Consider the following 17,455-nt stretch of genomic DNA (forward strand, 5'->3'; position numbering starts at 1 on the left):
GGGCCCGTCGGCCATGGTAGCCAGCAAGTTCGGTGCCCATTCCACATTGGTTACGATCACCCATGAGAAAAACCTTCCAGCTTCAGGTCGAGGGCAAGCACCCCGACCGTCTACTCGAAGCCATCAAGCACGAGATCCGCAAGTACATCAAGCGCGAACGGCGGCGCGCATTGCCCGAAGGCGCCGACTTCTGGGACTTCGACTGCAGGTTCGGCGCATCGCAGGAATCGGCCGAAGTCATTCACCTTTCCGCCATCACCGGCCTCATCGACGGCGTGGCGAAAGAGGCCGGCAAGCAGTTCTACATCGAGATCCTGGCCAGGCCCGGCAAGCGCAAGCCGCGCCCCGCCGGCGAGGCAGCGGCGTCGCCCGACGCCGAGGACTGACCCCCGCTCAGACCAGCGCCTGCGCCAGCCGCAGGCCGTGGCGCTGCTCCGCATCCTGCAGCGAGCGCGCGATCGACGGGTGCAGCCGCACCCCGTCGTTCGACTGAACTTCCCGACGCTTCAATCCGCCTTCGCCCGGCAGCCGCACAGGCTTCGCCGGGTCGATGGGCACGTTGCCGCGGCACTTTGCCGCCACATGGTCCATCTGGCGCAGGAAGGCCTCCTTGCCGCCGAAGGCGTTCAGGTCGTGCAGCGTGATGTGCACCGTCGCGCCCCAGCCCTCGGGCGCGTCGGCTCGGCCGTGGCCCGCGAGGCCGGCCGTGAGCGTTTCCACCAGCAGTGCCATGCCGTAGCCCTTGTGGCCGTGGCTCAGCCCGCCCACGGGCAGCAGCGTGCCGGGCGGCTGGTCGAACAGCACCTGCGGGTCGTTCGTGGGCTTGCCGGCGGCGTCGATCAGCCATTCCTCCGCGAAGGTCTCGCCGGCCGCGCGCTTGCGGTTGCTCATGCCGTTGGTGGTGATGGAGGCCGAGATGTCGACCATCACGCCGCCCTGCGACAGCGGAAAACCCATGGCCAGCGGGTTCGGCGTGAACACCGCCTGCGTGCCGCCGAAGGGCGCGACGCTGGCGGCGTTGGGGTCGGAGCAGGCCAGCAGCATGAGCATGTCTTCCTGCAGCGCGCGCAGCATGTAGACGGCGAGGCAGGCGATGTGGTGGCTGCGGCGGATGACCAGGGAGGCCGTGCCCAGTTCGCGGGCGCGCGGCACGAGCAGGTCCATGCCCTGGTCCATGAGCCAGGGGCCGGGCAGGCGCTTGCCGTCCCACAGCACGGCGGCGGGGCGGTCGGACAGCACCTCGGGGGCGCCGTCGCGCGTCATGCCGCCGGATTCCAGTTCCTTGACGTACCCCGCCAGCAGCGCGAGGCCGTGCGTGTCGTGGCCCAGCAGGTCGCCTTCGACCAGCGTGCGGGCCACGCTGTCGGCCTTCGACGGGGCGAGCCCGGCCTTCTGCAGCAGGGCGCTGGCGTAGTCCTTGAGCGCGTCGGCGCGATAGAGCGGGGCGGTGTCGGTCATTTCAGTATTTCCAGCACGCGGTCGAGGCCGCCTTCGTTGATGGCCACCATGGCCTGTTCGCGCACCTTCGGCTTGGCGTGATAGGCCACCGAGAGGCCGGCCTCGCCCATCATCGGCAGGTCGTTGGCGCCGTCGCCCACGGCGATGGTCTCCTGCGGCGAGATGCCCATCAGCGAGGCCACCTCGAGCAGCGTGCGGCGCTTCTCGGCGCCGTCGCAGATGTCGCCCCAGCTCTGCGTGACGACCTCGCCGGTGAGCTTGCCGTCGGCCTCGTCGAGCAGGTTGGAGCGCGCGAAGTCGATGCCCAGGCGGTCCTTCACGCGGTTGGCGAAGAAGGTGAAGCCGCCCGACACCAGCAGCACCTTGAGGCCGGCCGCCTTGCACGCGGCCACCAGTTCGCTCGCGCCGGGGTTGAGCTTCAGGCGCTGGTCGTACACCTGCTGCAGCGCCTCGACCGGCACGCCTTTCAGCAGCGCCACGCGGCGGCGCAGGCTTTCCTTGAAGTCCTTGATCTCGCCGCGCATGGTGGCTTCGGTGATGGCTGCCACCTCGGCCTTCTTGCCGACGGCATCGGCGATCTCGTCGATGCATTCGATGTTGATCAGCGTCGAGTCCATGTCGAACGCGATCAGCCTGAAGTCGGCGAGCTTCAGCGGCGGCTTCACGCGCTGGATGACGAGGCCGGGGGAGATTTCAGTAGCGCTCATGCGGTGGCGGTTTCCTTGACGGTGGGCTGGCCCAGGCTGCGCAGCACGTCGCGCACCATCTGGGCCCGGTCCTTGGGTTCTTTCAGTTCGCGCTCGATGCGCAGCTTCTCGTTGCCGGCGAGCTTGATGTGCCTGTTCTTCTGGATCAACTGGATGATGGCCATGCCGTCGACCGGCGGATCCTTCTTGAACGTGATGTTGATGATGCCCGGCGCCGCGTCGACCTTCACCACGCCGTAGGGCCGCGCGAGCACGCGCAGGCGGTGGGTGTCGATCAGCGTCTGCGCCTGCGGCGGCAGCTTGCCGAAGCGGTCGACGATTTCCTCCAGCAGCGTGTCGATCTGGTCGGGCGTCTTCGCCGTCGCCAGCTTCTTGTAGAACGACAGCCGCAGGTGCACGTCGCCGCAATAGTCGTCAGGCAGCAGGGCAGGGGCGTGCAGGTTGATCTCGGTCGTGACCGACAGCGGCGACAACAGGTCGGGCTCCTGCCCGGCCTTGAGCGCGCGCACCGCCTCGCTCAACATCTCGTTGTAGAGCTGGAAGCCGATCTCCATCATGTTGCCGCTCTGGTTCTCGCCCAGCACCTCGCCGGTGCCGCGGATCTCCAGGTCGTGCATGGCGAGGTAGAAGCCGGAACCGAGTTCTTCCATCTGCTGGATGGCGTCCAGCCGCTGGGCTGCCTGCTTGGTCAGGCCCTCGGTGTCGGGCACCATGAGGTAGGCATACGCCTGGTGGTGCGAACGGCCGACGCGGCCGCGCAGCTGGTGCAGCTGCGCCAGGCCGAACTTGTCGGCGCGGCTCATCACGATGGTGTTGGCGGTCGGCACGTCGATGCCGGTCTCGATGATGGTCGAGCACAGCAGCAGGTTGTAGCGCTGCGCCACGAAGTCGCGCATCACGCGCTCCAGTTCGCGCTCGGGCATCTGGCCGTGGGCCACGGCGATGCGGGCTTCGGGCAGTATTTCTTCCAGCTTCTGGCGGCGGTTCTCGATGGTCTCGACCTCGTTGTGCAGGAAGTAGACCTGCCCGCCGCGCTTCAACTCGCGCAGCACGGCCTCGCGGATCACGCCGGTGCCTTCGTTGCGCACGAAGGTCTTGATGGCCAGGCGCCGCTGCGGCGCGGTGGCGATCACGCTCAGGTCGCGCAGGCCTTCGAGCGCCATGCCCAGCGTGCGCGGGATCGGTGTGGCGGTGAGGGTGAGCACGTCGACCTCGGCGCGCATGGCCTTCATCGCCTCCTTGTGGCGCACGCCGAAGCGGTGCTCCTCGTCGATGATGAGCAGGCCCAGGTTCTTGAACTTGACCGACTGCGAGAGCAGCTTGTGCGTGCCGACCACGATGTCGACCTGCCCGTCGGCCAGCCCCTTGGCGGCGGCCGTCACTTCCTTGGCCGAGCGGAAGCGGCTCATCTCGGCCACCTTCACCGGCCACTTGGCGAAGCGGTCCACCAGCGTCTGGTAGTGCTGCTCGGCCAGCAGCGTGGTGGGCGCAAGAAACGCCACCTGCTTGCCGCCGGTGACGGCGATGAAGGCCGCGCGTAGCGCCACCTCGGTCTTGCCGAAGCCCACGTCGCCGCATACGAGGCGGTCCATGGGCTGGGGCGAGATCATGTCCTGCACCACGGCGTGGATCGCGGCCTTCTGGTCGGCCGTTTCCTGGAAGCCGAAGTCGTTGGCGAACAACTCGTAGTCGGCCGGCGAATAGCGGAAGGCATGGCCCTCGCGGGCCGCCCGGCGGGCGTAGATGTTGAGCAGCTCGGCGGCCGAGTCGCGCACCTGTTCGGCTGCCTTGCGCTTGGCCTTTTCCCATTGGCCCGAGCCCAGCTTGTGCAGCGGGGCCTCGTCGGCGCTGACGCCGGTGTAGCGGCTGACCTGGTGCAGCTGGCTCACGGGCACGTAGAGCGTGGCCTTGTCGGCGTACTCCAGGTGCAGCATTTCCTGCAGCAGCGGCTTGCCGTCGGGGCCGTTGCCCTGGCCCAGGTCCATGTGAATCAGGCCGCGGTAGCGGCCGATGCCGTGCGCGCTGTGGACTACCGGGTCGCCCACGTTGAGCTCCGAGAGGTCCTTGATGAGCGCCTCGACGTCGCTGACCTGCTCCTGCTTCTTGTTGCGCCGGCGCGTGGTGGGCGCGGCGGCGAACAGCTCGGTCTCGGTGACGAAGTCGATGGCCTGCTCGCGCCACGCGAAGCCCGAGGCCAGCGCGGCGGTGGCGATGCCGATCTTCTCGTCGCCGGAAGTCTCGAACTCGGCCAGCGAGTCGAAGGCGGGCGGGTTCACGCCGCTGGCGCGCAGGAAGTCGAGCAGGCTCTCGCGGCGGCCGTCGCTCTCGGCGATCAGCAGCACGCGGTGCGGCGTCCTGGCGATGTGCGCCTTCAGTCCGACCAGCGGATCCTCGGCGCCGCGCACCACGGCAAAGGGGGGCAGCCTGTCGAACTCGGCGTAGGGCGCCTCGGTGGGGACGTCGCCGCCGCCGCGGATGGCAAGCTGCGCATGGGGCTTGGCGCGCTGGTAGAACTGCTCGGCGTTCAGGAACAACGCTTCGGGCGGCAGGGCGGGGCGCTCGGGGTCGCCGCGCACCAGCCGGTAGCGCTCGTTCGTGTCCTGCCAGAAATGCTGGAAGGCTGGTTCGAGGTCGCCGTGCAGCACCACGGTGGCGTCGGCGCCCAGGTAGTCGAACACCGTGGCCGTCTCGTCGAAGAACAGCGGCAGGTAGTACTCGATGCCGGCGGTGGCCACGCCGTTGCCCATGTCCTTGTAGATGCGGCTCTTGGTCGGGTCGCCCTCGAGCAGCTCGCGCCAGCGGCTGCGGAAGCGCCCGCGCGCCTCGTCGTCCATGGGGAATTCGCGGCCGGGCAGCAGCCGCACCTCGGGCACGGGGTAGAGGCTGCGCTGGGTGTCGGGGTCGAAGGTGCGGATGGTGTCGATCTCGTCGTCGAACAGGTCGACGCGGAAGGGCACCGGCGAGCCCATGGGGAACAGGTCGATCAGTCCGCCGCGCACCGCGTATTCGCCGGGGCTCACCACCTGCGTCACGTGGGTGTAGCCGGCGAGAGTGAGCTGGGCCTTGAGCTTCGATTCCTCCAGCTTCTGCTTTGCCTTGAACTGGAAGGTGTAGCCGGCCAGGAAGGACGGCGGCGCCAGCCGGTAGAGCGCGGTGGTGGCGGGCACCAGCACCACGTCGGCCTCCTTCTGGCTGATGCGCCAGAGGGTGGCCAGGCGCTCGCTGATCAGGTCCTGGTGGGGCGAGAAGCTGTCGTAGGGCAGCGTCTCCCAGTCGGGGAACAGGGCGCAGCGCAGCTCGGGGGCGAAGAAGGCGATCTCGTCGATCAGGCGCTGGGCGTCGTTGGCGTCGGCTGTGAACATCGCGGTGGCGCGCCCGGCGGCTTTCTCGCGCATGGCCAGCTGCGCCAGCAGCAGTGCATCGGCCGACAACGGGGGACGCGGCAGCGTGAATCGCTTGCCCGCCGTGAGGTGGGGGAGGTCCATGGAACGCTTGATGGAAATGCACAACACCCCGCGCCGGCTGGCGAGGGGTGTGCGTAGCGGGCAATTCTAGAATGGCGGCCCTTTATCCGCTTGTCGGCCGCAGCCGACCGCAGGGCCCATGTCCTCTTCCCGACTTTTCGTGCTGATCCCGTGCGCCGGCTCCGGCCACCGCGCGGGGCATGCGCAGTCCACGCAGCCCAAGCAGTACCGGCGTCTGGCCGGCCTGCCGATGGTGGCCCACACCCTGGAGGCCTTCCGCGCACTGGCGGGGCGCTTCGCCGGGCTGGCGCTGGTGGTGTCGCCGGACGACCGGGACGTGGATGCGGTGCTGCCGCGCTTTCCCTCGGAGAACGAATACCTGCTGCGCGTGGGCGGCGTGACCCGTGCGGCCACGGTGCGCAACGGCCTGGTGGCGTTGCGGCAGAAGGGCGCCGGCGCGCACGACTGGGTGCTGGTGCACGACGCGGCGCGCTGCCTCGTCACCTCCAGCCAGATCGAGGCGCTGATCGCCGCCTGCGAGCACGACGCCGTCGGCGGCCTGCTGGCGCAGCGGCTGGCGGACACGTTGAAGTCGTCCACCGCCGAGAGCCGCGTGGCCCAGACCCTGTCGCGCGCCGACAAGTGGCTGGCCCAGACGCCGCAGATGTTCCGCATCGGCATGCTGCTCGACGCGCTGGAGCGCACCGGAGACGCCGTGACCGACGAGGCCAGCGCGATCGAGGCCGTCGGCCTGTCGCCGTTGCTGGTGCCGGGCAGCGCGCAGAACTTCAAGGTGACCTTTCCCGAAGACTTCGCGCTGGCCGAAGCGGTGCTGCTGGGCCGCAGGAAGGGGCTGGCATGACAGGCGCATTCAACATCCGCATCGGCGAGGGCTGGGACGTCCACCAGCTGGTGGCGGGGCGCAAGCTGATCCTGGGCGGCGTCGAGGTGCCGCACACCACCGGCCTGCTGGGGCATTCGGATGCCGACGTGCTGCTGCACGCCATCACCGACGCGCTGCTGGGCGGCGCGGGGCTCGGCGACATCGGCCGGCACTTTCCGGACACCGATCCGCAGTTTCGCGGCGCCGATTCGGCGGTGCTGCTGGCCGAGGCGGCGCGCAGGGTGCGCGCGGCCGGCTGGGAGATCGGCAACGTCGACAGCACCGTGATCGCGCAGGCGCCCAAGCTCGCGCCGCACATCCCGCTGATGTGCCAGCGCATCGCCGACACGCTGGGCGTGACGCTGGAGCAGGTGAACGTGAAGGCCAAGACGGCCGAGAAGCTGGGCCCGGTGGGCGAGGGCCGCGCGATGGAGGCCCGCGCGGCCGTTCTGCTCCACAGATAAGAAAGACGCTGCCGGCGCTCAGGCCGGCTTCTTGGCGCCGCTGCCCTGCGGTTCGCCGGGCTTGATGCCGGGCGGCATCGCGCGCGGCATGCGGATGTGCGCCGCCAGGCCGCGGCCCGGCGTGCTCGTCAGCGCGAAGGTGCCGCCCATGCGCTCGATGTTCTTCGCCACGATCGACAGCCCCAACCCCGCGCCGGCGGCCGAGGTGCGGGCCGCGTCGCCGCGGAAGAAGGGCTTGGTCAGCTGCGCGAGCAGGGCGGGCTCGACGCCGGCGCCGTGGTCGCGCACCTTGATGAGCACCGCGTCGTTGTTGGCCTGCGCCTGGATCGTCACGTCTGCAACGCCGGTGGAGGGCGTCTTGCCGTAGCGCCGCGCGTTCTCGACCAGGTTGGAGATGACGCGCGTGAGCTCGACCTCGTCGCCCATCACGCGCAGGTCGGGCGGCACCTCGACCTTGATGTTCATCTCCTCGTAGTCCTGCACGGCATAGGTGCAGGCATCGACCACGTCGCGCAGCAGCACCGGCTTGGGGTCGACGTGGTCGGGCCGGGCGTAGTCGAGGAACTTGTCGATGATCGCGTCGAGCTGGGCGATGTCGGCGGCCATGTGGTCGCGCGCGTCCTCGTCGGCCACGCTCATCTCGGTTTCCAGCCGCAGCCGGGCCAGCGGCGTTCGCAGGTCGTGCGAGATGCCGGCCAGCATGATGGCGCGGTCCTGCTCGATCTTGGCGAGCTGGTCTGCCATGCGGTTGAAGCCGATGTTGACTGCGCGGATCTCGTTGGTGCGGGCGCGCTCGTCGAGCCGGTGCGCCTCGTACTCGCCCTCGCGCACCTGCATGGTCGCGCGCGACAGCTGCTTGAGAGGCAGGTTGATGAGCCGCGTGATCAGCGCCGCGCCGGCCAGCGACAGAGCCATGGCGGTGCTGAGCCACACCAGCCAGGTGCGTCCGCCCACGCGGCTGAAGCGCGTGGGGTCGAGCAGCAGCCAGTAGGTGTCGCTCTCGATGGTGAAGCCGATCCACAGGCCGGCCTCGTCGTTCACGCGGCTTGCAACCGTGGTGCCTTCGCCGAGCTGGTCGATCAGCTCCTCGGTCACGCGCAGGTCGAGCGCGCCGCTGGTGTAGGGCTGGAAGCGGTCGTTGGGCTCGCGCGGCAGGATGCGCACGCCCTCCTGGTCGGCCAGCGTCTTGATCAGCGACACCCGGGTGATGGCGTCGGAATACACTAGCGCCGCGCGCGTGAGGTTCACGAGCGAGGCGATCTGGTGCGCCGTCTGGATGGCGCGCGGCTCGTATTCGAGCGAGCGGAAAGTCTGCAGCCAGGCGACCGTACAGCCGATCAGCAGCAGTGCGAGCAGAAAGAAGGTGCGCCAGAAAAGGCTGAAGCCCAGCTTGAGGCCGGGGCGGCGGTCACGTTGCGCGCTCGCTTCGAGCGGGCTCGGCATCGTGACCTGCGCACCGTCCTCCTGGGCAGCGCCTGGTCCGGTGGTTTGGCCGACGGCCACCTGTCAACGTGGTATCAGGCCGTGCCGTCCGGCACGAACACGTAGCCCACGCCCCAGACGGTCTGGATGTAGCGGGGCGCAGCGGCATCGGATTCGACGAGCTTGCGCAGGCGCGAGATCTGCACGTCCAGGCTGCGGTCGAAGGGCTCGAACTCGCGGCCGCGCGCCAGCTGGGCGAGCTTTTCGCGCGACAGCGGCTGGCGCGGATGGCGCACCAGCGCCTTCAGCATGGCGAACTCGCCGGTGGTCAGCGAGAGTTCTTCGCCGTCCTTCTTCAGGGTGCGGGAGCCGAGGTCGAAGGCGAACGGGCCGAAGGTGACGGTCTCGTTCTCGGTGGAGGGAGCACCCGGCGCCTCGAGCGGCGGGCGGCGGCGCAGCACCGCGTGGACGCGGGCCAGCAGTTCGCGCGGGTTGAAGGGCTTGCCGAGGTAGTCGTCGGCGCCGACCTCGAGGCCGACGATGCGGTCAACGTCCTCGCCCTTGGCGGTGAGCATGATGATCGGCGTGCGGTCGTTGGCGGCACGCAGGCGGCGGCAGACGGAGAGGCCGTCCTCGCCGGGCATCATCAGGTCGAGCACGATCAGGTCGACCGTGTCGCGCAACAGGATGCGGTTGAGCGCCTTGCCGTCCTCGGCCACGATCACTTCGAAGCCTTCCTGCGTCAGGTAGCGGCGCAGCAGGTCGCGGATGCGGGCGTCGTCGTCGACGATCACGATCTTGTCGGTGCGAGCGGGAACTTGAGTCATTTCTACAACGTTGAATTTGTAACAGGGCCGATTCTGAAGGCGTTGAGGGTTCGTTGAGCCGGATTTACTTATGGTTTGACACTAAGTTACAAAACTTGCGGACGTTCGCGGTCTGGTCATCCGACGTTAGCGAGGTGATGGCAAAGTCGCGCTTCCTGCCGACTTCCAATCAATGAGACGTCCTACATTCGCGCTGCCGTTCTTCCTCGTATTCGCCTGCGGTCCTTCGCTGGCGGTGTCTGGCGATCTGTTCAGGGTGGGCGAGGTCCGGCGCAATGAAGTCAGGGACGCCGTTGCCGCCCACAGGGCCGCGCAACGCGAGGAAGTCCGCCGCGGAGAGGCCATTGCCGGACGGCGCCTCACTCCCGCCGAGCTGTTCGAGCTGCGTCAGCAGGTTCGCGGCCAATGGACCCCGCCCGCCGCGGGTGCTTTGCTCAATTCGGCAGAATCGCAGCCGGCCGAGCGGATCGTGCCGGTGCCACCGGCCGCGGCCCGCCAGCTGCCTGTCGCGCCGCGCAGCGAACGCCGCTGAGACAGCGCGCGAAGCGCCGGCCTGCCTTCTCGGGGCAGGCCTGTCTGTCTTTCATATCAATCGGGAGAACCTTGCCATGAAGAAGAAAATCAAACTGTTCGCGGCCTGTGCCGCCCTGGCCACGGCCGGCACTGCCCTGGCCCAGAACGTCGTCACGCCGGCTCCCCAGAACGTGCTGCAGCTCACCGCATCGGGTGCGGTCGAAGTCCAGCAGGACATGCTGAGCATGACGCTCGTGACCACCCGCGACGCGACCGACGCTGCCACCGTGCAGACGCAGCTGAAGGCCGCGCTCGACGCCGCGCTGGCCGAAGCGAAGAAGAATGCCCAGGCGGGCCAGCTCGACGTGCGCACCGGCAACTTCAGCCTGTCGCCGCGCTACACCAAGGACGGCAAGATCAACGGCTGGCAGGGCTCGACCGAGCTGGTGCTCGAAGGCCGCGACTTCCCGCGAATCACCCAGACGGCAGGGCGCATCACCACGCTCAGCGTGGGCAACGTCGGCTTCGGCCTGAGCCGCGAACAGCGTGCCAAGACCGAGACCGAGGCGCAGACCATCGCCATCCAGAACTTCAAGCAGAAGGCCGACGAGCTTGCCAAGGGCTTCGGCTTCAGCGGCTACACGCTGCGCGAGGTGTCGGTGAACGCGAGCGACAACGGCCCGATCCGCCCGCGCATGATGGCGGTGCAGGCCAAGTCGTTCTCGTCGGCCGATTCGGCCGTGCCGGTCGAGGCCGGCAAGACCAGCGTGACGGTGAGCGTGTCGGGCTCGGTGCAGCTCAAATAAGGGAAACGCGTACCGCGGGGCTACCCATTACTGGGCAGTCCAGCCGCCGTCCATGGCCCAGGCAACGCCCCGGACCTGGTCGGCAGCCGGCGAGCACAGGAAGACGGCCAGGCCGCCCAGTTGCTCGACGGTGGTGAACTGCAGCGAAGGCTGCTTTTCGCCCAGCAGGTCGTTCTGTGCCTGCGCGGCCGTGATGCCTTCCCGCGCCGCGCGGTCGTCGATCTGCTTCTGCACCAGTGCGGTCAGCACCCAGCCGGGGCAGATGGCATTGACGGTGACGCCGGTGGTCGCGGTTTCGAGCGCCACGGCCTTGGTCAGGCCCACGACGCCATGCTTGGCCGCCACGTAGGCCGACTTCTGCGCCGAAGCCACGAGGCCGTGCGCCGATGCGATGTTGATGACCCGGCCCCAGTTCGCCTCGCGCATCGCGGGGATCGCCAGGCGCGTAGTGTGGAAGGCGCTGCTGAGGTTGATCGCGATGATGGCGTCCCAACGTTCGGTGGGGAAATCTTCCACCTTGGCCACGTGCTGGATGCCGGCGTTGTTCACGAGGATGTCGACGCGGCCGAACTTCGACGCGGCGAACTTCATCATGTCCTCGATCTGTTCCGGCTTGCTCATGTCGGCGCCGTGGTATTCGGCGCGAACGCCGAGTGCTTCGACCTCGGCCCTGGGGGCCGAGGCATCGCCGAAGCCGTTGAGCACGATGTTTGCACCCTGTTGGGCGAGGGACTTGGCGACAGCGAGGCCGATGCCACTGGTGGACCCCGTGACAAGCGCGGTTTTGCCTTTGAGCATGAAGATCAATCTCCGGATGAATTAGGATGCGACGAGACAATTATCAGCACCAGAACAAGATTGTTTCCATGACCGAGCCGACGCTTCATTACGTGGCGTGCGATGACGCCCAGGGCGGCCACCGCATGGCCTATTGGCAATGGGGCGACGCGCGCAGCGCACACGTCGTTGTCTGCGTGCACGGTCTCACCCGGCAGGGCCGCGATTTCGACCTGCTGGCGCAGGCCATCGTGGCGCGCGCCGGCGGCGACGTGCGCGTGGTCTGCCCCGATGTGGCGGGCCGAGGGCGCAGCGACTGGTTGCGCGACCCTTCCCTATATCAGGTGCCGGTGTACGCGGCCGACATGGTTGCGCTGATTGCGCAGCTGCATCGCGAGCAGCCCATCGACACGCTCGACTACCTCGGCACAAGCATGGGCGGGCTGATCGGCTTCGTGCTCGCCGGGCACAAGGAGCTGCCGCTGGCCCGTTCCATCCGTCGCTTCGTGGCGAACGACGTCGGCCCGACGATCGAGCCGGTCGCGTTGCAGCGCATCGGCGCCTATGTCGGCAAGAACGGCAGCTTCGAGAGCGAGCAGGCGGCGGCCGATGCCATGTGGGCGCTGTCGACCACCTTCGGTCCCCACACGCCGGCCCAGTGGCTGGAGTTGTCGCGGCACATGGTGGTGCCCGCCTCGCAGCGCACGGCCGACGGCTCGGCGAAGGTCGAGGCGAGCGGTGGCGAAGACGGGCGCTGGCTGCTTCACTACGACCCGGCCATCGGCGTTGCGCTTCGCGCCATCACGCCCGAGGCCGCGGCGCAGGGCGGTGCGATCATGTGGAGCCTGTACGACGCCATCACGGCGCGCACGCTGCTCACGCGCGGCGCCGAGTCGGATCTGCTGTCGCGCGAAACGGCCCTGGCCATGACGCAGCGCGGCCCGCATGCAACCCTGGTCGAGTTCGAGGGCGTGGGCCATGCGCCGACCTTCGTCGACCCCGCACAGATCGCCGCCGTCACCAACTTCCTTTTCGACCCATCGAGCGATTGAGCGAGCGAAGCGTGAAGCGCGATTCTTCGAGTCTCCAGACGGCATCCGCGTCCGACGCGGTCATGGTCGACTATCCGCTGTCCGCGGCCACTGCCGAGCGCACGCCGGTGATGGAGAACATGCTGGCGCGCGCTCGCGCCTTCGCCGAGCCCCTGATCGCCGACGAGAAGCTCGACACCGGCGAGAACACGCTCGCGCATGCCGACGCGGTGGCTGGCATCGTCGCGAAGATGGGCGGCTCCGAGGCCATGCAGGCCGCGAGCTACCTGGTCTATTCGTGCCAGCACCTGAATCGCCCGCAGGAAGTGATCGCCAAGGTGTTCGGCGACAACTTCGCGGCGCTGGCGGTAGAGACGACCAAGCTGGTTCGAGTGCAGGAACAGGCGCGGTCGGCCTCGCAGGGGCATCACGGAGAAGGTGCCGGCGCGCAGACCGAGAACGTGCGCAAGATGCTGCTCGCGTTTTCGCGCGACCTGCGCGTGGTGATGTTGCGGCTGGCTTCGCGCCTGCAGACGCTGAGGCATGCGGCAGCGAGCAAGCGGCCGGCGCCCGAGGGCGTGGCGCGCGAGTCGCTGCAGGTGTTCGCGCCGCTGGCCAACCGCCTGGGCATCTGGCAGGTGAAGTGGGAGATCGAGGATCTCTCGTTCCGCTTCCTCGAGCCCGAGACCTACAAGCTGATCGCGCGCCTGCTCGACGAGAAGCGCATCGAGCGCGAAGGGCATGTCGAGCAGCTGCGCTCGCAGCTCGAGCGTGAGCTGCAGGCCGAAGGCGTCAAGGCCGTGGTGCAGGGGCGGCCGAAGAACATCTACAGCATCGTGAAGAAGATGCGCGGCAAGTCGCTCGACTTCGCTCAGGTCTTCGACATCCTCGCGCTGCGCGTGGTGGTGCCCGACGTCAAGGATTGCTACGCGGCGCTGGCTTGGGTGCATTCGCACTTCCAGCCCATCGACGAGGAGTTCGACGACTACATCGCGCGGCCCAAGCCCAATGGCTACCAGTCGCTGCACACGGTGGTGCGCGAGCTGGTGGACGGCAAGGCGGGCAAGCCCATCGAGATCCAGATCCGCACTGAAGAAATGCATGACCACGCCGAGCATGGCGTGGCCGCTCACTGGGCCTACAAGGAAGCAGGTCACAAGGGCTACGCGGGCGTGTGGGCCAGCGGCGAGTACGACGCGAAGATCGCCGTGCTGCGGCAGTTGCTGGCGTGGGAGCGTGATCTCTCTGGTGGCCTGCAGGGGCAGGGCCTGTTCGACGACCGCATCTATGTACTGACGCCCGATGCCGCCATCGTCGAGCTGCCGCAGGGCGCGACGCCCGTGGACTTCGCCTACACGGTGCACACCACACTAGGCCATCGCTGCCGCGGAGCGCGTGTCGATGGCGCGATGGTGCCGCTGAACACGCCGCTGTCGAACGGACAGACGGTGGAGATCATTGCGGCCAAGGAGGGCGGGCCTTCGCGCGACTGGCTCAATGCGGAGCTTGGTTATCTGGCCAGCCATCGTGCGCGCGCGAAGGTGCGAGCATGGTTCAACGCGCAGATCACGCACGAGACAGTGGCGCGCGGACGCGAGGCGGTCGAGAAGCTGCTGCAGCGCGAGGGCAAGACTGCGGTGCGGCTCGAGGACCTGGCTTCGCAGCTGGGCTTCAAATCGGCGGACCACCTGTTCGAAGTGGTGGGCAAGGACGAGTTCTCCCTGCGCAACATCGAAGCCTTGCTGCGGCCGCCGGAGCCCGCACCCGGGCCTGACGATGGCGTGCTCATCAAGAAGGCGCGCGGCAGCGAGAAATCGGGCAAGGGCGGTGTGCTCGTGGTGGGCGTGTCTTCGTTGATGACGCAGCTCGCCAAGTGCTGCAAGCCGGCACCGCCTGACGCCATTCGTGGCTTCGTCACGCGGGGCCACGGTGTGAGCGTGCATCGCAGCGACTGCAGCAACTTCCGCATGATGGCCGCGAAAGATGGCGAGCGCGTCATCGATGTGGAGTGGGGTGCCGCGAAGAAGGGCGCCGATGCGCCTGTGTATGCGGTAGACGTTGCTGTCGAGGCAGCGGATCGTCAGGGCCTGCTGCGCGATATCTCCGATGTGTTCGCGCGCGAGAAGATGAATGTGATCGGCGTGCAGACGCAGTCGATCAAGGGCACTGCGTGGATGACGTTCACTGTCGAAATCGCCGATGCCGCGCGTCTCACGCAGGTCCTCGGACTGGTCACTGCAGTTATTGGTGTGCGATCTGCACGTCGTCGCTGAAAAACGCGATTTCTCCTGCTACAATAACTGCTTCTCGGACACATCCTTAGGCGCGTAGCTCAGCTGGTTAGAGCACCACCTTGACATGGTGGGGGTCGTTGGTTCGAGTCCAATCGCGCCTACCAATTTCTGTTTCAGCCCCGGCCAACCACCGGTTCAGTCGAACAGAGCATGCACCGGGTTCCCCGGTGCACATATCGTCCCTTGTGGTGATGCAGACAAAGACCCTTGGCATGTTCTTGTGCTACCTTGGTCACTCTGCAACTACATTCCATTTTTCTTGATAAGCGATCCGATAAATACGCGATCAACCTTCGTTGATCGGGCTCATGCCGACAAGCGGCTGACAGCATTGCTCAAGCAGGCTCCCATCGAGTTTGCGCGTGCTGTGTACGGCATCAATGACTACGAAAGCGGTCGCACCGACACCATGGCAGCGCGTGAAGTGGCGCGCGCCCAACGCCAGGGCATGCCCCTGACCGAGGAGCGTGCCGAACAGCGCGCCCGTGCCTATCTGCCGACGGTCGGGCAAGAGCATTGCCCGCGATGCTGGGTCGTCTACGGGCAGAAAACCCCGCTGCGGTTTCGCGAGGCAGACGAAGAGCGACCCGAGGTTGCTGGTTGTCATGCATGCGGCGCGGAGTACGCGACGTCGGCGGATTGAAGAAAGTGCCGCAGCCGGTCAGGGTAAACCTTGTCGCGACGCAGCAAAACCGCTCCCTAGAATCATCCGATGACATGGGCGTCCATGTGAAGGAGTCCGCAGTGCAGAGCAAGAAGTCCGGGGCGAAACCGGTGCAGCGTGTGATCAAGAAGTACCCGAACAGAAGGCTCTACGACACCGAGACATCCACGTACATCACGCTGACCGAGGTGAAGCAGCTGGTCATCCAGAATGCCCAGTTCGTGGTGCGTGATGCCAAGACCGGCGACGACCTCACGCGCAGCATCCTGCTGCAGATCATTCTTGAGGAAGAGGCGGGCGGCGCGCCGATGTTCACCGAGCAGGTGCTGGCCAACATCATTCGTTTCTACGGTCAGGCGATGCAGGGTTACATGGGCCCGTATCTCGAGAAGAACATCCAGGCCATGACCGAGGTGCAGGCGCAGCTTGCCGAAAAGGCCGAAGGCCTGACGCCCGAGATGTGGGCTCGCTTCATGACCATGCAGTCGCCGATGCTGCAGGGGCTGATGGGCAGCTATGTCGAGCAATCGAAGAATGTCTTTCTGCAGATGCAGGAGCAGATGCAGAAGAATACCGAACAGGTGCTGGGGGCCTTTGGCATCAAGCGCTCCTGATCGACGTGCAGGCGACCGGAAGCGCAGACTGACCGGTCGATGCCCCGCCGTCACCGATAGCTGGGACAATAGAGGCATATGAGCGAAGTTGCCTCCCCCGAACGTACGGCCACGCCGACCGCCCCCAAGGTCGGATTCGTGAGCCTGGGCTGCCCCAAGGCCCTTACCGATTCCGAATTGATCCTGACCCAGTTGAGTGCTGAGGGCTATCAAACCGCCAAGACTTTCGAAGGCGCCGACTTGGTGATCGTCAACACCTGCGGCTTCATCGACGATGCCGTGAAGGAAAGCCTCGACACCATCGGCGAAGCGCTCGCCGAGAACGGCCGCGTGATCGTCACCGGCTGCCTGGGTGCCAAGACCGGCGACCAGGGCGGCAATCTGGTGCGCCAGATGCATCCGAGCGTGCTTGCCGTCACCGGTCCGCACGCCACGCAGGAGGTGATGGATGCGGTGCATGCCAACCTGCCGAAGCCGCACGACCCATTCATCGACCTGGTGCCGAACACCTTCGGTGTCGCGGGGCTCAAGCTGACGCCACGGCACTACGCGTACCTGAAGATCAGCGAGGGCTGCAACCATCGCTGCACCTTCTGCATCATTCCCTCGATGCGCGGCGACCTCGTGTCGCGGCCCGTGGGCGATGTGCTGAGCGAGGCCAAGGCCTTGTTCGAAGGCGGCGTGAAGGAGCTGTTGGTGATCAGCCAGGACACCTCGGCCTATGGCGTCGACGTGAAGTACCGCACCGGGTTCTGGGATGGCAAGCCGGTCAAGACCCGCATGCTCGAACTGGTGCGCACGCTGGGTGAAATCGCCGAGCCGTACGGTGCCTGGGTTCGCCTGCACTATGTGTACCCGTACCCGAGCGTCGACGAGATCATTCCGCTGATGGCGAGCGGACAGGTGCTGCCGTACCTCGACGTGCCCTTGCAGCACAGTCATCCCGATGTGCTGAAGCGCATGAAGCGCCCGGCTAGCGGCGAGAAGAACCTGGAGCGGCTGGCGCGTTGGCGCGAGGTGTGCCCGGAGCTCGTGATCCGCAGCACCTTCATCGCGGGCTTCCCCGGCGAGACGGAGCAGGAGTTCGAGCATCTGCTCGACTTCATCCGCGAGGCTGAGATCGATCGTGCCGGTTGCTTTGCGTACAGCCCGGTCGAAGGCGCCACGGCGAACGACATTCCGGGCATGCTGCCCGAGGCCGAGCGCGAGGCGCGCCGTGCGCGTTTCATGGAGGTGGCCGAGGCCGTGTCGATCGCCAAGCTGCAAAGGCGCATCGGCTCGACGATGCAGGTGCTGGTCGACTCGGCGCCTGGCATGGGCCGCAAGGGCGGGGTGGGGCGCACGTATGCCGATGCACCGGAAATCGACGGAACGGTCCGGTTGCTGCCGCCCGAGAAGATCAGCAAGACGCTGAAGGTGGGTGAGTTCACCCGCGCGCGCATCGTGGGTGCCGAGGGCCACGACCTGATCGCACTGCCCATTTGATGCAGATCCGGATGAGCAAGAAAAAAGCCACCGGAGACCGGTGGCT

16 protein-coding genes and 1 tRNA gene are annotated in these 17,455 nt (G+C 67.1%); 11 read left to right on the top strand and 6 right to left on the bottom strand.

Features of this window, described 5'->3' with window-relative positions:
* Window positions 1-62: 62 nt before the first annotated feature.
* Window positions 63-386 carry a DUF6172 family protein gene (locus EJP69_RS01155; protein WP_093202400.1) on the top strand — a complete coding sequence of 108 codons (324 nt, stop codon included), beginning with the start codon at window positions 63-65 and terminating at the stop codon, window positions 384-386.
* Window positions 387-393: 7 nt separating this feature from the next.
* On the opposite strand, the gene EJP69_RS01160 is transcribed toward EJP69_RS01155, so the two are convergent.
* From EJP69_RS01160 to mfd, 3 genes are read right to left on the bottom strand one after another with little or no spacing between them, the layout of a single operon-like run.
* Window positions 394-1,458 carry an Ldh family oxidoreductase gene (locus EJP69_RS01160; protein ID WP_126468464.1) on the bottom strand — a complete coding sequence of 355 codons (1,065 nt, stop codon included), beginning with the start codon at window positions 1,456-1,458 and terminating at the stop codon, window positions 394-396.
* Complete coding sequence (gene serB, locus EJP69_RS01165) at window positions 1,455-2,165, bottom strand: phosphoserine phosphatase SerB (RefSeq protein WP_093202396.1); 711 nt, start codon at window positions 2,163-2,165, stop codon at window positions 1,455-1,457. Before serB ends, EJP69_RS01160 begins: the two co-directional genes overlap by 4 nt.
* Entirely contained in the window at window positions 2,162-5,650 is a 3,489-nt protein-coding gene (gene mfd, locus EJP69_RS01170; protein ID WP_126468465.1) for a transcription-repair coupling factor, read from the bottom strand. Before mfd ends, serB begins: the two co-directional genes overlap by 4 nt.
* A 118-nt stretch (window positions 5,651-5,768) precedes the next feature.
* Between mfd and ispD the strand changes: the two genes are divergently transcribed.
* Complete coding sequence (gene ispD, locus EJP69_RS01175; RefSeq protein ID WP_126468466.1) at window positions 5,769-6,491, top strand: 2-C-methyl-D-erythritol 4-phosphate cytidylyltransferase; 723 nt, start codon at window positions 5,769-5,771, stop codon at window positions 6,489-6,491.
* A complete protein-coding gene (ispF, locus tag EJP69_RS01180) occupies window positions 6,488-6,976 on the top strand; it encodes a 2-C-methyl-D-erythritol 2,4-cyclodiphosphate synthase (RefSeq protein WP_093202389.1) in 489 nt (162 codons plus the stop codon). Before ispD ends, ispF begins: the two co-directional genes overlap by 4 nt.
* 18 nt (window positions 6,977-6,994) lie before the next feature.
* On the opposite strand, the gene EJP69_RS01185 is transcribed toward ispF, so the two are convergent.
* Window positions 6,995-8,419, bottom strand: coding sequence for a sensor histidine kinase (locus tag EJP69_RS01185; protein ID WP_093202386.1), 1,425 nt, complete (start codon window positions 8,417-8,419; stop codon window positions 6,995-6,997).
* 74 nt (window positions 8,420-8,493) lie between these two features.
* The gene (gene ompR, locus EJP69_RS01190) at window positions 8,494-9,225 is read right to left on the bottom strand and encodes an osmolarity response regulator transcription factor OmpR (RefSeq protein ID WP_007837017.1); all 732 of its coding nucleotides are present in this window, start codon (window positions 9,223-9,225) and stop codon (window positions 8,494-8,496) included.
* Between the two features lie 172 nt (window positions 9,226-9,397).
* On the opposite strand from ompR, the gene EJP69_RS01195 reads away from it, so the two are divergent.
* Window positions 9,398-9,757: a hypothetical protein gene (locus EJP69_RS01195; RefSeq protein ID WP_093202384.1), complete on the top strand. Its 360-nt coding sequence runs from the start codon at window positions 9,398-9,400 to the stop codon at window positions 9,755-9,757.
* A gap of 76 nt (window positions 9,758-9,833) precedes the next feature.
* Window positions 9,834-10,544, top strand: a complete 711-nt coding sequence (locus EJP69_RS01200; protein ID WP_126468467.1) for an SIMPL domain-containing protein — start codon at window positions 9,834-9,836, stop codon at window positions 10,542-10,544.
* Between the two features lie 27 nt (window positions 10,545-10,571).
* On the opposite strand, the gene EJP69_RS01205 is transcribed toward EJP69_RS01200, so the two are convergent.
* Complete coding sequence (locus EJP69_RS01205) at window positions 10,572-11,342, bottom strand: 3-hydroxybutyrate dehydrogenase (RefSeq protein WP_093306436.1); 771 nt, start codon at window positions 11,340-11,342, stop codon at window positions 10,572-10,574.
* Window positions 11,343-11,368: 26 nt separating this feature from the next.
* Here EJP69_RS01205 and EJP69_RS01210 point away from each other — a divergent pair, with 26 nt between their 5' ends.
* The 6 genes from EJP69_RS01210 (at window position 11,369) to rimO (ending at window position 17,409) form a co-directional block, all read left to right on the top strand.
* Window positions 11,369-12,373 (top strand): alpha/beta fold hydrolase, encoded by a 1,005-nt coding sequence (locus EJP69_RS01210; RefSeq protein WP_126468468.1) that lies wholly within the window; start codon window positions 11,369-11,371, stop codon window positions 12,371-12,373.
* A 62-nt stretch (window positions 12,374-12,435) separates the two neighbouring features.
* A complete protein-coding gene (locus EJP69_RS01215) occupies window positions 12,436-14,625 on the top strand; it encodes a RelA/SpoT family protein (RefSeq protein WP_240652064.1) in 2,190 nt (729 codons plus the stop codon).
* 48 nt (window positions 14,626-14,673) lie between these two features.
* Window positions 14,674-14,750: transfer RNA gene (locus EJP69_RS01220), tRNA-Val, on the top strand.
* 227 nt (window positions 14,751-14,977) lie between these two features.
* Window positions 14,978-15,289, top strand: coding sequence for a hypothetical protein (locus EJP69_RS01225; RefSeq protein WP_240651998.1), 312 nt, complete (start codon window positions 14,978-14,980; stop codon window positions 15,287-15,289).
* Window positions 15,290-15,363: 74 nt separating this feature from the next.
* Complete coding sequence (gene phaR, locus EJP69_RS01230) at window positions 15,364-15,924, top strand: polyhydroxyalkanoate synthesis repressor PhaR (RefSeq protein WP_093202373.1); 561 nt, start codon at window positions 15,364-15,366, stop codon at window positions 15,922-15,924.
* 78 nt (window positions 15,925-16,002) lie between these two features.
* On the top strand, window positions 16,003-17,409 hold the full coding sequence (rimO, locus tag EJP69_RS01235; RefSeq protein ID WP_126468469.1) for a 30S ribosomal protein S12 methylthiotransferase RimO: 1,407 nt from the start codon (window positions 16,003-16,005) through the stop codon (window positions 17,407-17,409).
* Window positions 17,410-17,455 lie beyond the last annotated feature (46 nt).

Source organism: Variovorax gossypii (genome assembly GCF_003965815.1).
Taxonomy (GTDB): Bacteria; Pseudomonadota; Gammaproteobacteria; order Burkholderiales; family Burkholderiaceae_C; genus Variovorax; species Variovorax gossypii.

Bases quoted from the DNA above. Each gene is read 5' to 3' on its own strand.
- EJP69_RS01155 (WP_093202400.1), top strand. From the start codon at position 63: ATGAGAAAAACCTTCCAGCTTCAGGTCGAGGGCAAGCACCCCGACCGT.
- EJP69_RS01160 (WP_126468464.1), bottom strand. From the start codon at position 1,458: ATGACCGACACCGCCCCGCTCTATCGCGCCGACGCGCTCAAGGACTAC.
- serB (WP_093202396.1), bottom strand. From the start codon at position 2,165: ATGAGCGCTACTGAAATCTCCCCCGGCCTCGTCATCCAGCGCGTGAAG.
- mfd (WP_126468465.1), bottom strand. From the start codon at position 5,650: ATGGACCTCCCCCACCTCACGGCGGGCAAGCGATTCACGCTGCCGCGT.
- ispD (WP_126468466.1), top strand. From the start codon at position 5,769: ATGTCCTCTTCCCGACTTTTCGTGCTGATCCCGTGCGCCGGCTCCGGC.
- ispF (WP_093202389.1), top strand. From the start codon at position 6,488: ATGACAGGCGCATTCAACATCCGCATCGGCGAGGGCTGGGACGTCCAC.
- EJP69_RS01185 (WP_093202386.1), bottom strand. From the start codon at position 8,419: ATGCCGAGCCCGCTCGAAGCGAGCGCGCAACGTGACCGCCGCCCCGGC.
- ompR (WP_007837017.1), bottom strand. From the start codon at position 9,225: ATGACTCAAGTTCCCGCTCGCACCGACAAGATCGTGATCGTCGACGAC.
- EJP69_RS01195 (WP_093202384.1), top strand. From the start codon at position 9,398: ATGAGACGTCCTACATTCGCGCTGCCGTTCTTCCTCGTATTCGCCTGC.
- EJP69_RS01200 (WP_126468467.1), top strand. From the start codon at position 9,834: ATGAAGAAGAAAATCAAACTGTTCGCGGCCTGTGCCGCCCTGGCCACG.
- EJP69_RS01205 (WP_093306436.1), bottom strand. From the start codon at position 11,342: ATGCTCAAAGGCAAAACCGCGCTTGTCACGGGGTCCACCAGTGGCATC.
- EJP69_RS01210 (WP_126468468.1), top strand. From the start codon at position 11,369: ATGCGACGAGACAATTATCAGCACCAGAACAAGATTGTTTCCATGACC.
- EJP69_RS01215 (WP_240652064.1), top strand. From the start codon at position 12,436: ATGGTCGACTATCCGCTGTCCGCGGCCACTGCCGAGCGCACGCCGGTG.
- phaR (WP_093202373.1), top strand. From the start codon at position 15,364: ATGGGCGTCCATGTGAAGGAGTCCGCAGTGCAGAGCAAGAAGTCCGGG.
- rimO (WP_126468469.1), top strand. From the start codon at position 16,003: ATGAGCGAAGTTGCCTCCCCCGAACGTACGGCCACGCCGACCGCCCCC.